10 protein-coding genes are annotated in these 14,132 nt (G+C 32.4%); 2 read left to right on the top strand and 8 right to left on the bottom strand.

Annotated elements, in window-relative coordinates:
* Position 1 precedes the first annotated feature (1 nt).
* From H0V01_09415 to H0V01_09425, 3 genes are all read right to left on the bottom strand, one after another.
* Positions 2-1,645 (bottom strand): hypothetical protein, encoded by a 1,644-nt coding sequence (locus tag H0V01_09415; protein ID MBA2583588.1) that lies wholly within the window; start codon positions 1,643-1,645, stop codon positions 2-4.
* Complete coding sequence (locus tag H0V01_09420) at positions 1,645-2,574, bottom strand: hypothetical protein (protein ID MBA2583589.1); 930 nt, start codon at positions 2,572-2,574, stop codon at positions 1,645-1,647. Before H0V01_09420 ends, H0V01_09415 begins: the two co-directional genes overlap by 1 nt.
* A 123-nt stretch (positions 2,575-2,697) precedes the next feature.
* Positions 2,698-3,075: a hypothetical protein gene (locus H0V01_09425; GenBank protein MBA2583590.1), complete on the bottom strand. Its 378-nt coding sequence runs from the start codon at positions 3,073-3,075 to the stop codon at positions 2,698-2,700.
* Between the two features lie 417 nt (positions 3,076-3,492).
* Between H0V01_09425 and H0V01_09430 the strand changes: the two genes are divergently transcribed.
* Positions 3,493-5,577: a CotH kinase family protein gene (locus H0V01_09430; GenBank protein MBA2583591.1), complete on the top strand. Its 2,085-nt coding sequence runs from the start codon at positions 3,493-3,495 to the stop codon at positions 5,575-5,577.
* Between the two features lie 474 nt (positions 5,578-6,051).
* On the opposite strand, the gene ligD is transcribed toward H0V01_09430, so the two are convergent.
* Together ligD and H0V01_09440 are read right to left on the bottom strand one after the other, a co-directional pair.
* Positions 6,052-8,664, bottom strand: a complete 2,613-nt coding sequence (gene ligD, locus H0V01_09435) for a DNA ligase D (protein MBA2583592.1) — start codon at positions 8,662-8,664, stop codon at positions 6,052-6,054.
* Positions 8,661-9,461: a Ku protein gene (locus tag H0V01_09440; GenBank protein MBA2583593.1), complete on the bottom strand. Its 801-nt coding sequence runs from the start codon at positions 9,459-9,461 to the stop codon at positions 8,661-8,663. The genes ligD and H0V01_09440 overlap by 4 nt, the downstream gene beginning before the upstream one ends.
* Before the next feature lie 232 nt (positions 9,462-9,693).
* Between H0V01_09440 and H0V01_09445 the strand changes: the two genes are divergently transcribed.
* Positions 9,694-10,074, top strand: coding sequence for a hypothetical protein (locus H0V01_09445; protein MBA2583594.1), 381 nt, complete (start codon positions 9,694-9,696; stop codon positions 10,072-10,074).
* A 232-nt stretch (positions 10,075-10,306) separates the two neighbouring features.
* On the opposite strand, the gene H0V01_09450 is transcribed toward H0V01_09445, so the two are convergent.
* From H0V01_09450 to H0V01_09460, 3 genes are all read right to left on the bottom strand, one after another.
* On the bottom strand, positions 10,307-11,230 hold the full coding sequence (locus tag H0V01_09450; protein MBA2583595.1) for a YihY/virulence factor BrkB family protein: 924 nt from the start codon (positions 11,228-11,230) through the stop codon (positions 10,307-10,309).
* 102 nt (positions 11,231-11,332) lie between these two features.
* Positions 11,333-12,247, bottom strand: coding sequence for a M20/M25/M40 family metallo-hydrolase (locus H0V01_09455; GenBank protein MBA2583596.1), 915 nt, complete (start codon positions 12,245-12,247; stop codon positions 11,333-11,335).
* Between the two features lie 5 nt (positions 12,248-12,252).
* Positions 12,253-14,121 (bottom strand): T9SS type A sorting domain-containing protein, encoded by a 1,869-nt coding sequence (locus H0V01_09460; GenBank protein ID MBA2583597.1) that lies wholly within the window; start codon positions 14,119-14,121, stop codon positions 12,253-12,255.
* Positions 14,122-14,132: the final 11 nt, after the last annotated feature.

A 14,132-nucleotide genomic window follows, 5' to 3' on the forward strand; every position in this document is an offset into this window, starting at 1 on the left:
ATTAATTGTTTTTTACTTCAATTAAATTATGATTTAATTCTAAATTTCCAGTTTTAAAAAAATCATTCATCCATACATGTTTTTCAAAAGCTCGTTTAGCATTAATAGATGAATTAATTTTAAATGAATCATATTCGTTAAACCAAATCAGTAATTTTACTTTAGATAAGTCGGTAGTTAATGCTTCAGCCATTTGTTTTATCCATTCCGCTTTATCCTCCATTATACCAGATTCATTTGGTTCTCTTTCCCTTGAAGCAACTTCACAAATAAACAATTGTTTATGTGGAAGTAATGTATTTAGCAAGTAATAATGTTCAATTGCTTCTTTTCTGAAACTTCTCCATATTGGAGTTCCTTTTTCCCCGGCACCGTTATAAATATCAAGTCCAACAAAATCCACATATTCATCGCCAGGATAAGCATCCATCATATTATTCCAACTTTCCTGGGGAATAGACATTGAATTGGGACACCATATAAATTTAACATTAGTTACACCCTTATTGTTGAAAATTTCCCTAATATGTCTAAAGGCCTTTATGTAAAGCTGAGTATTAAAATCATTTTTAGAAATACACCAGGGATACCAATTCCCATTGAATTCGTGAAGGATCCTTAAAATAACAATTCCATCGGCTTGCTTAATCCTATCTGCCCATTCATGAAAAAGGTAATCGAAATGGCCTTCTACTATACTGTATAAATTGGGTTGTTTATAATCTTTTGTTACCTGAACAAAATGATTCTCAAGTGTAATCATGGGAATGTATCCATTTTTTAAAACTTCATTAATATGTTGAATTGAAGGATATTGCTGTTTCTCTTTTCCAGTGGAAAAAGGCTGAAAAAAATGTACAACGGCAAGTTTTTTATCTGAGGATTTAAAAAGATTTTCAATGGTTTGTGGAATTTCGTTAAATAATCCCGAATTTCCTTCCTCTGACCAAGCACCTAAAAGACAATAATCATCTATTAATGGTGGAGGTGGAGAGAATAGATTAACCCCAGGAGAAAGCGTTCCTTTTGAAAAACAAATAAAATCAAAATACCAATGCTGATTATTTTTTATAGAAGTTGAATCTGTAAAGCTTACAATAAAAGTAAATAATTTGCCACCTTTATAACCCGTGTTAAATATTCCATCACCACCTTTATTGGCGTCCTTGAAATTCATCAAGGGAATATTTATTAGTTGCCATTCATTTTTTTGCACAATGCATGTATCAAATTGCCAGGAATCATCATTGTCGGTTTCAAAAATACTATTCATATCATCATCCTCTTGTAGAATAATTCGAATATTGCTTTTGCCGTTTATCAAGGGATTGTATACATAAAAGTTTAAAAAATCCTCCATTGGGTTAAGTTCTATATGTCTTCCAATGCCTTTTCCCCAACCACCAAAACTATCTTTTCCATTCCAATTAACCATTATAGCCCTGTTGCCAGAGTATCCATTTCCAACTGTCAAATGTTTTTTAATAACAGTATTCGCATTTCCAAAGGAAAAAATGCCTGATTTTTTTAAATCTTTTTGTGCCTCTGCCATTCCTTCAAAATCATCCACAATGAATTTTATTTGACCAAATGCATTGGTATTTGGAATTATTAGAAGCAAAAAAAATAAACGAAAATAAATCATTACCATGCCCAATTAAAAATAAATTTAAAATTTCCATCTAAAAAGCCATAATTAGGAAACGGCTTTTCATTCCAAGGGAATCGGTTTATAACCCAGTTTCCATAAGTGAATGAAAGTCTAAATGGCCTGTAGTCAAAGTACCCAAACCCATAAGTATAATCCGGATCCCAGGGCTGTTTATATTTTGGACTAACATAGGCATATAGGGCCCCTTCTGCATAAAATCTTTTCCAGATATTGTACCTTAAGGATAAACCCATATTTGGTTTACCTAAACCTCTTAATACATTTTGATTATTATCGATAAAACTAAATGAATAGCGAAAAAAAGGAGTTATTATTAAATTCGAATTTCCATTGTGAATTCTGTCAATGAGGTTCTGAAGTAAACCATTGTTGTAGGAAATAAAATAATTTCCTTGCAAGAATTTCAATAAAAATTCTTTTGAGGAGTCAGAGTATTTATTTGGTGCATAATTCTCGTATCCATAACTCCATGTTTTTGGCCTCCAATTATATCTGCCAAAGGAATAGCTGTAATCTGGAATCCAAGAAGTTCTGGCATTTGGATTCCAATCTTTGTAAAAGGTTGTACTAATGTAGAATTCCTCAACAACTCTTGTTCGCAATTGAAAACTAGTAGCATTTCGGATCTCATAATAGTTATCACTTTCGCTTATAATAACCCTTCCAATATTTTGTGAAATGTTTCCGCTAAAAATCCCGTAACGCATCAAATATTTGTCACTGTGTATTATATCGCCTACGCATTTCATATCTTTGAATTTCTTTATTCTATGCGTTCGCTCGTAGTATAAAGGCCTTGGCATTTCATTCAATAAAATGATTTGGGCATAGTTTTTTGACTCAATTATTAATGTTATGAATGAAAAGGCAACGAATATCCTAAAAAAGTATTTAAATTTCATTTGAATTAATATTTGAAGCACTTGCAATTCCGAAAAAACTTTTTTGATAATTTTTAATTAATCCCTTTTATTAAATTCCTTTTCCAAAGAAAATTTATACTTGGAATAAAAAGATATCAAAGCTTATTTTGCATATGCAAATTCGTCATTATTTGGGCCTTTTTGAATTAGTAAAATGTTGTTATTTGGCTTGCTTATCCTTACTGAGTCTTTTAAAGTTGCATTTTTAATTAGATATTGCAAGTTTGCCATTAATTGAACCCTATTGTTTTGTTTAACCAGTTCTTGTTTTAAGGAATCAACCTGTGAATAGCAGTTTTTGGCAACTAATGGGGCAAGACCAAGAGTTTCTTCGTTTTGAGCATAGTAAAAACATGTAAGTAAGAAAAAAACTCCTGAAGTAAACATTAAAGCAAGAAGCATTAGGTTGTGCATCAGAAAAGGTCTGCTTACTTCTTCATAAACACAACTCTCTTTGTTAAAGCTATAGAATTTATCCACGTTGCATCAATGAGTTATTAAACAAAAACTTTATATTAAAAGGACTAAAAACCATTCCTTTTTTTTGCGTGTGGGTCTTCATTATTAATAGTAGTAAATAGCTTTTGTCTTTATACACTTATGTGGAAAACCCTAGTCAGTTTTGTAGAATAAAATCCCCAGCAAAAGCTTTTTTGCGGGAATGAATTGGAATGAATATTCTTAAAAAGTATCAATTAGGTTATTGATCTCATAAAGGAAAAATAATTTCCTTTTCTATGGTTTTTTTTCCACAATATTAAGCCCGAAAATTTATTATTTAAAATTTATGAGAATCAAAACAAGCTATGAAATTGTCTTAATTAATTATAAATAGAATTGGCAGGAATTTTTAGTCATTTAAATTGAATTCAAAAAAATATCAAATAAGGGAAATCAATGAAAGCTAAAAAATTACTGGGATTAATAATTGTATACCTGCTCTTTACAAACATGCTTTTTGCCCAAGTATTTCCCTCTGGAAATATGCAAACAGCTCTACCTGATTATCAATCCATGTTATTTAAAATTTCAGTTTCTGGACTTTCCTCACAAACTGATGCTTCCTTTGGTTTGGAATCAGTTTGTATTGATATTCAACATCCGAATATTAATGATCTTGTTGTTAAGCTTATTTCACCTGACAATATTGAGACTTTACTTGTTGGATATTACATTGGAACAAATTATACGGGCACCTGTTTTAATGGGAGTGCTCCAAATATGATAAGCGAAGGAACTGCACCTTTTACTGGTTATTATAGGCCAGAGGAGGATTTGGGAAAGAACAATTACTATAAAAACCCTAACGGAAATTGGAAATTGCAAATCATTGATACAAAACAGGGAAATTCAGGTACAATAAACAACTGGAGCCTTACTTTTAGTAATAATCCAGCTAAACCATTTGTTGAATCTGAACTTCCAATAATGGTAATTAACACAAAAGGGCAATTTATTGCCAGGGAAAAAAGAATTGTTGTAGATGTGGGTATTATTTCAAACGGGGATCAGCAGATAAATCGATTATCCGATCCCTGGAACCATTATAGCGGGTTGGGAAGTATACGATACCGAGGAAGAAGCTCCATGATGTTTCCTAAAAAAGGATATGCCTTTGATACAGAAACTATAAATGGAGAAAATCTTGAAGTTCCACTTCTGGGTATGCCTGCAAACAATAAATGGGTGCTTTATGCCTCCTATAATGATAAAACTTTATTAAGAAATGTATTCTCTTATGAGCTTTTTGAAAAAATGGGTCATTATTCTGTACGATCAAGATATGTAGTATTAATTATTAATGGTAATTACATGGGAGTTTATGTTCTGACTGAAAAAATTAAACGAGGAAAGGAACAGGTACCCATTTCAAAATTAGCTCCAGAGGATATTGCTGGTGATGACCTTACTGGAGGATATATAATTTCCATTGACAAAAAAAGCAGCAACAGAGATGGCTGGAGTAGCAATTTTCCGTCAAACTCAAAGAATCAACCTGTTTTTTTTCAATATGAATATCCAAAGCAAAAAAATATACAACAAGTTCAAAAAGATTATATTAGAGCTTACTTTAATGAATTTGAAAATACGCTAATGGCATCTCATTTTAAAGATCCGTTCATTGGATACCGGAAATACATTGATGTTAGGTCTTTCTATGATAATTTTATCATAAATGAATTATCTAAAGATATAGATGGCTATCGAATAAGCACTTATTTTTATAAAGACAAGGATAGCGAAGGTGGAAAAATAATAAATGGACCAGTTTGGGATTTTGATCTTGCCTGGTATAATTCAAATTATGGGGGGGGGGATCAAGTTGCTGGCTGGCAATACCAGTTTGGTTGGAGTTGGCAGGCTCCTCCACCAGGAGAAGAAACATTTCCAACGCCTTTTTGGTGGCGAAAATTTATGGAAGATCCTGTTTTTGTAAATGAATTAAACTGCCGCTACCAAAATCTCAGACTCAAAGAGCTCTCAATTGATAATTTATATAAAATGATTGATAAAACTGCTGCTGAAATAAAAAAGGAGAGAGAAAAAAATTTTCAGTATTGGCCAATTATGGGAAAATGGGTTTATTCAAATGTAACACCTGTTGCCAAAACTTATGAGGAGGAAGTTCAAAGAATGAAAGATTGGATAAAAAACAGAATGGCCTGGATTGACACCAATATTCCCGGGGGATGTGCTGATGTTGGATTGAAAAGTCAAGATCTAAAGGTTTCATCCTTTTCAGCATTTCCTAATCCTTGTACCGATAATTTAACATTGAATTATTATATTTCAAATTCTGCCAATGTGAAAATTGAAATAATAAATTCACTTGGAATTACTGTTGTACAAATACTAAATGAACAACAAAATTCAGGTCTTTATTCTGAAAAAATAGATGCACATTCCCTGGCAAAAGGAATTTATTTAGTCAAACTTACAACTGACAATACAATTTACCATCAAAAGATAATAAAAAACTAAAAAAATGATGGAATTAGTAATGCCAGGATGAGTCAAGGTATTTGTTTAAATTGAAATGCCAGCATTTTGATTTAAAACGAGAATTATATCTGCATTCATTATTGCATTCAGCGGTTAAGGCCCAAACTTGTCCATTTAAATTGTTATTTGTTTTGCTTCACTTTGAAAGCTTCCCCTTGAACAATTGCTTGAATTTTAATGCTTGTGAATACTAAAATAATTAACAACTGTAAATGTTGCATAATAAATTTACAATTTTTCCCGTAATTCCTATTTTTGAATAAAAAAACAATTAGAATCCCCAGACTCTGCTCTGATAATGAGGTCTAAGCAATTGTACTGTTTAAATAAGTTAAGCCAAGATAAATTCTATTCATATAACCTTTTAAAGAAAATGTGAAAATGGAAAATTGAACAAATCAATGTTTTATGTAATTATGGAGCCTTATTTAGTGGAAGAGTTTCTAAATGGGTTTAAACTTGCAGTTTTTTCAAACTTTTTTCTATATTAACTCCCCTATGTGTTAATAAACCCTTCAATAAATCTCCTTTTTTTTCCAGTCTTCCAAAAATATTTTTAATGGTGAATTGCTTGGGATTCAAATCATAATTTACTTCATCCCAATTCAGAGGTGTAGAAACCGTTGCTCCCTTCCTTGGTCTAACGCAATAGGGAGCAGCAATGGTTTGGCCATGATTGTTTTGAAGATAGTCAAGATATACTTTGTTTTTTCTTTTTTTTGGACTTCTTTCCAGACTAGTAATTTCTGGTAAACGATTGTTTACAATTTTGCAAATTACATGTGCGAAATTTTTACAAGTTTCATAAGAATATTTGGCTCCTAAGGGAACAAGTATATGAAGACCTTTTGATCCAGATGTTTTAATGAATGCAGGTATTTTTGCAGAATCAAGAACTTCCTTTACAGTAAGGGCAGTTTGAGTTACAAGCTTAAAATCCACATCAAGTGGATCAAGGTCAATAATTAGGTAATCAGGGTTATCCAAAGATCCTATTCTTGAACTCCAGGGATTAATTTCGATGCAACCAAGATTGGCCATATAAATAAGGGTTGGCTCATTTTGACATACCAGGTATTTAATGCTTCCTTTTGATTCGGAAGGAACTTCAATGGTTTTTACCCAATCTGGAATCATATTTTTTACATTCTTTTGAAAAAAATTTTTCTCATTTATTCCGTTTGGGTGCCTGTTCATTGATTCTGGACGGTTTTTCAAGTATGGGAGAATGAATGTTGAAATTTTTTGATAGTAATCAATTACATCTCCTTTAGTATACAGCTCATCAGGAAAATAGATTTTATTTAAATTTGTTATTTTTAGCTTTTCACCATTAATAACAACTTCCTTATTAATTGATTTCCTACTAGCGGTTGCAGTTTTGTTTATAGTATTGTCTTTCTTTTTTTTATTTTTTATAATTGCTTTCATCTGGATTTCTTTTTCCTTTTCAACATCACTTGCCGTTTTATCTTCACGCAAGCCTAAAAATACGGGATGCCGCATTTGTCCTTGCTTTGTCCATTCAGTAAATTTCACCTCGCCTACTAACATTGGCTTAACCCATGTTGCTTTTGTATTGGTTTTTGGGACTTGATTAAAGGGAGATACATCAGTGGTGATTTTATCTAATTTCTCCTTTATTGTTTTAAGCGATTTTTCATCAAATCCTCCTCCTGAATGTCCTGCATATTTAAGTTCCCCGTTTTCATATAAACCTAAAATAAGGGATCCAAAGTGTTTTCTGCTTTTTCTTGGCGCAGTATATCCACAAATTATTACTTCCTGGCGCAAATGAGTTTTAATTTTCAGCCATTCACTGGTTCTTTTGCCTGAATAATATTTCCCTTGTTTTTTTTTTGCTATAATGCCTTCCATTCCCTTTTCCTCAACCTCATTAAAAAAGAAAACACCATCTTCTTCGATATGATCACTAAAAGAGATCTGATTGTGTTTAACCGTATCAATTACTTGTTTTAATATTTTTTTTCTTTCAATCAAAGGAAGATTTCTCAGGTCTTCTCCATTGAGCCAGAGAATATCAAAAACATAATACACAAGGTTTAACTCTGTGTCATTATAGTTCTGTAAAAGTTGAAAAGAAGGCATTCCATGCTTATCTAATGCTACAATTTCACCATCAATAACTGCATTGTCCTGAATTGTTTCAAGAGCATTTTTAATGGAAGGGAATTTTTGATTAAAAGATTTTTTGTTTCTGGAATATAGCCTTATTTTGCCTTTTTGAATTGCCGCCATAGCCCGATAACCGTCCCATTTTATTTCAAAGATCCAATCTTCATTATTAAATGCCTGTTCCACAGAGCTTGCCAGCATGGGTAAGCAGTTTTCAGGAGGGATTGTGATTTTTGTTGCTTTTTTCCTTTTTGATGAATTAAACGGAGCACTTGTTTTTTGAATGTGTGATGAAAGAAGTATGGCAGGTTTAACCGATTTATTTTTTCTGATTTTTTTCTCTAATTTTTGTTTGTTTACTTTTGCAATATCTTCAATTTTTTTGCCTGATCTTACTGATTTATCAAGAGAAAGTATGTCTGTTCCAGAGAATTCATCTTTCGCTTTTACAAGCATCCAGGCATTTTCTCCTCTTTTTCCTATTTTTATTAGTGAAAATTTTCCTTTCAATTTTTTTCCTTTCAAATAAAAGGAAATGCGTCCTTTACTGAATCCTTTTATAAAGAGGTTTTCATTCTCCTTTTTTGGTAAATCATTATTAATATAAAAATGTCCTTGGTCCCAAATTAAAACTTCTCCTGCACCATAATTTCCTTCAGGAATTATTCCTTCAAAATCCTTGTATTCAAATGGATGGTCTTCCACTATGATGGCAAGCCTTTTTTCATTTGGATCCATTGAAGGGCCTTTTGGCACGGCCCAGCTTTTAAGCACACCCTGAATTTGCAAACGAAAATCATAATGCAAATGTGAAGCTGCGTGCTTATGAACAACAAAACTTAGTACTTCTTTTGCAGCTATTTTTTTTTCACCCTTTGGTTCTGTTGTTTTATTGAATTTCCTTTTTTCTTTATATTTTTCCAGTGTCATTTTTTTATTTGCTTTTGTTGCGACCGTTCCTTTTTACGTTTTGCTAAGCTTGCCTTTAGCATATTCATTAATTGGTTATTGTCAGTTGGTTTGGGTTGCTTTGCTTTGCCTGCTTTTATTGGTTTGCCTTTTGCCTTTTTCTCAATCATTTCCAATAGTGCCCGGGAATATTCATCTTTGTATTTTTGGGGATTAAACTCTGAACTAGATTGCTCAATAAGTGCAAGAGCCATTTCCAGTTCCTTTCCCTTGCTGAGTTTGTCCATGGGTAAGTTTAATTCTTCAGTACTTCTTATTTGATCAGTGAACCTGATTTGATTCAATACTACTACATCTCCTGATGGTTTTACAACACCAATATGTTGTTTGTTACGAAATACAAATAGTGCAATGCCCACTTTTTTTGATTTTTGAAGGGCCTGCCTTAACAATGCATAAGGCCTCTGGGCTGTTTTATCAGGTTCAAGGTAATAGGGCTTTTCATACAAAATGGAATCTATTTCTGATTCATCCACGAAATCAACTATTTCAATGGTTTTTGTTTTTTCAGGGCTGGCTTTTTCGAAATCTTCATTTTCAACAATAATATACCTGTCATCCCATTTATAACCTTTTACAATATCCTGGTAAGGTATTTCCTTATCAGAACCTGTTGAAATCCTTGCATACCTAATAGGGGAAAGGTCATTCTTATCCAACATATCAAAATCCAGCTTTACACTTTCTGTGGCACTGTATACCTTTACAGGTATATTTACTAATCCAAAACTTATAGCACCTGACCAAATTGCCCTCATGACTTTTTTTCAATAAAAAGTCAATAATAAAGCCTATTTATACAATTGAATGATATACCAATGAATGATGCTGTGATAGGAATTTAATTTCCACATAAAGCGAAAAATAATCCAAGACTGGGAGCAAAACACCTTTATATTTTATAGAGCCATAAACAGAAGCTCCCTTAGTATTAGTTTTATATTCTTAACAGGCATTGATTTTGAGTGATAACTTAAAAAACTCCCCAATATGAGTAATACTAATTCAATTAAAAAAAAAGAATTGCCCCCATATGAAACCCGGTACAATGATTTAGTTGGCGTTGTTTCCATTAATTTAGATAATAATATGGATGATTTCAATGAATTTGCCTCAGCACTTTTTCATTACAATCCAGAAAGATTTAAAGCAGTAGCATTAAAGGTTTTCATAGAAAATAATCCTATTGTCACTTTATATGCCCTGGATTTAGAAAGACAAAAAAAACATCCTGAAAGAGAAAAATTGCCAGTTCATAAATTCAAATTTCAAATGAGTCTTGATCAGCTATTTTCAAAATTAAAACGCTTTAATTTCACAGTAACTGCTGGAAATTACTCTATTGAGAAAATGGAAGTAATAAATAAATAAATAAATAAATAAATAAATTTGAGAAGGATAAAATATTCTGGAAATATAAAATCAGGATTAAATTGCACATTTATGTTTCAGGGGTAAATCCTCTAATTTTCCTGGATAAATTGTGATAAGATATGCTTATTGTTTTATCCTTTTTGTTTTTTATCTCACATCTATTCATATTAAGTTAATGGCCAAAGCCTTGGTTTTTAATTTACATACAATTGAAAAATTTCAATTATAATTATTCAATGAAATATGGGTCATTAATATCTTCCACAATTTCTGCATTTTCTTTTGGTTTTATTCCATGTCCGTATTTAATTGCAAATTGCCTGGTGAATTCAGCTCCCAGGAACAAAATCATACATACATAAGATACCCAAAGCAAAATAAGTATTATTGATCCTGCTCCTCCATATATGGATTCAGGTGTAGCTTTACTGAAATATATACTTAATAAAAATTTACCCAGTTCAAATAAAAAGGCTGTTACCATTGCACCAACCCACACTGATTTCCATTTAATTACTGCATCAGGTAATATTTTAAAAATAAGTGCAAATAAAATGGTTGCGACTCCAAAAGAAACAAGGAAGTTCAGCACATGGAAGATGACATATATGAAATCAGGAATTCGTGACTGAAACCAGTTTCCCAGGATAGTTAGAAGAGAACTTAATAACAGGAAGATAAGCATTAGAAAGCCAATTGCTAAAATAAGTCCAAATGAAAACAAGCGATCCTTCAAATATTTCATAAAAGCTTTTTCTGGTCTTGGCCTTACTCCCCATATTCTGTTCAGTGATTTTTGTAATTGAAAAAAAACTGCTGTGGCTCCAAAAAGAAGGATTCCAATTCCAATCATTGCAGCAAAAGTAGAACTTTCAGTCTGTACTGCTTGGGCTACCATTTGCTCAATGCTCTCAGCAGTCCCTTTGCCTAGCATGGATGCTATTTCATTTGAAATCTCTCCTTCAACTGCTTCTTCTCCAAAAAAATATCCTACAATGGCAATAATTATAATAAGCAAGGCGGGCAGAGAAAAAATCGCATAAAAGGCAATAATGGCACTCTGTCTGAAGGGATCAGAATCATTCCACCTTTTGATGGTACCTTTGATAACATCCCACATATCAATAAAAACATTACCGGTTTTTTTACCCATTTAATTGTTTGTTTGTCCTGAAAACAAAAATCAAAATTTGTACCGATAAAATTTTTATTAGAAAGGTGTTTGAACAAGGCCTTTAGGAAACGTATATTAATATTAAAGCTCCTTCATTAACACTTCATAAAGCTTAACCATGCTTTCAATATCTTTTTTATCTACTTTTTCATCCGGGGAATGCACATTATCCTCAGGTGCCCCAACAAAGCACCAGTCAATAGGATAGGGGCTATGTTGAATGGCATTTCCATCACTTCCCCCTGCGTCTTCCGCTTCTAACTGAAAGGGTATTTTGCTGTTTTTTGCAGCATTTATTATTCTGTTTAAATAGGACCGGCGGGGAATTCCTGAATCACGCATGGATATAGCAACTCCCTTTCCATGTTCAACTCCACTCGTAATCCAGGTTATATCAGAAATAAGAGCTTGTTTAACATCGAATTTTTCATAAATAAATCGTGTAAGAAATTCAACACTTCCTCCACCATGTTCTTCATAAGTAGAAAATACTATTATTCCGTCCTTCAAAGTTTGGGCTACTTTTAATGTACTCCATAAACCTAGTCTATTGTCTAAATAGGGGGATTGTACATATTCTTCATTTTCCCTGAAATTGGGTTTAAAGGTTAAAATGGTTCCTCTATCAATTTCTCTTTTAAAAAGATAATGGAGCGAATTATTCTCTTTGTTAACACTAAGGGTGCAATTTATTTCACCTAAACTATCGCTACCTACTAGTTCATAATCATTTTTTGCTTTTGGCCCTCCAATTTTCACTATTTCCGTTCCATACCTAACATTAAATCCAATAGAATCCATATGGGCGAAAATAGCAGTTCTTGGTTTCCCGAAAACTAAAACAATACAATCCTGGAAATGCTCTCCTGAAAAGATTTGTGGCTTAACACTCCAGTTTTTTTGTTCTTTACTAATATAATTAATGAGAAATTCAGTCATAACTGCTTCGTCACCAGAGGCAGCTCTAATTGCACAAAGTTCCTTTAATAAATGCATAGGTGTTAGTGTTGAAATTTAATTAATTTAATAACTGGAATAGTATAATTGCTTTGGAATTTTAAAAAATAAATACCTTGATTATAATCTTTTGAGGAAAGAGTTATTGAAGTGGAATTGCTAATCTTTATCGACCGTATAATTTTTCCGGTTGAATCAAAAATTTCCATTTTTGCATCTAAGGAAAAAGGAAAGCGAATAGTAGCATCAGCTATGCCTTTGGCAAATCCATCTGAATTTAAAATTTCAACACTTAATGGATTAATGTTTACTTTTTCAATATTATCAGTATTGCATATATATAATCCTCTTTGGTTGAAAAAATTGCAAATCAAATTGAAATTTTCTCCTTGATTTAAAAGTTCATTTGCTTGTAAAAACAATATTGCTGCATCGGGCATTTTCATGTTTGATGCATAACTATAAGCGGACTGCAAAAGTATTTGATCTGTTAATTCACGCCCTATAGCATTGTTTATTTGCATTAAAACAGAAGACCAAATTTCACCATTCAAATGATAGGATCCCGAAAGATCCTGGGGATATATTTTTGTGGAAGCAGCATTTCTTCCATTCCAGAAACTATTGTGCCCATCCCAAGAAAAAACCTTTTGCCAATCAAATGGATTTATAGCCTTGGAATAAGAAACAGCAAAATAATCGCCAATAGCCTCATCCAATGCCTGTCTTTCGTTTCCATTGTTTGTATTGGGAGCCGCACTATGCATTATGGCATGGCCATATTCATGAATAATAACATGTGCGTCTTCAGCATCATCAACTCCCCCTTCACCAAAATTTAATTGTGGAACCGTGAAAAATGGGGAAAAACTGGATTGATCAGCACCATTGAGTGCATGCGCATCAATATGTATTTGGTAATTTGCAAGGTTAGTAAACCCTAATGATTGGATATATTTCTGGTATTCATTAATATGATAATAGGCATTTACATCCTCAAACTCACTTTGTGAACGGGTGTATATAAATTCCGGGATTGTATTTGATGCTATAGAGGTTACAGGGGATGAATGTTCAGTGATTTTAGCCCAAGGACTCTCAAGAGTAAAAGTACCAGCGTCATATTTCACTTTCATGGTTGTATGAATAATTTCGGCATTTAATTGGGCAATATCACTATTATTATCATCTATATAAGGGGGGGCATATGTTACGGCTGCTGAAATCAAAGGGTTTGGAAGAAATACGCCTGCCATTACAACAGAATCCTGACTGCGATGATACATATACATGTTTAGATCCTTTGAATAAATAATTTTTCCAAATTCATCTACAATGAATTCCATTACATTGCCTTGTTCATCAGCTAATTGTAGCTTTAATGCAGCAATAAAAGTACTTCCTAAAGGGAAATAAACCTGATTTATACGGTATTCAATTGCTGCTCTAAAGGAAAATAAGCTGTCTAATACTTCTTTTGGAGGAAAAACTTCAGGAAGAGCGGTATGAATCGTAAAGGAATTATCAAATATGGATAATATTTTTCCTTTTTTGTTTATACCGATTTTTATTTGTGAACCATAAATTTCATTTCCTTTGAATTCCTGGATAAAAGTAAAATGCCATGCACCAGGGCTTTCTATACTACTCTCGCATATTATTGTTGAACCTGCTCTATCAAGATGGGGAAAATTCTTTAGCAGGTAATTTTTAACATTTTGTTGATGAAGTGATATAATGGATTGATTAAAATGATAGTAGGATTTCCCAAAATCCTCATCCTTAAAGGATTTTTGGAATTGATTAGTATTTTTTTGTCCCTGGGATTGAAAAAATACTAATAATAATGCTGCTATTATTGCAGGTTTCAGAACATTATTGGGGAAATTCGAATAGTTAAGGAATCTGTTCACTTTTATTTTTT

The organism is Bacteroidota bacterium (genome assembly GCA_013696965.1).
GTDB lineage: Bacteria > Bacteroidota > Bacteroidia > JACCXN01 > JACCXN01 > JACCXN01.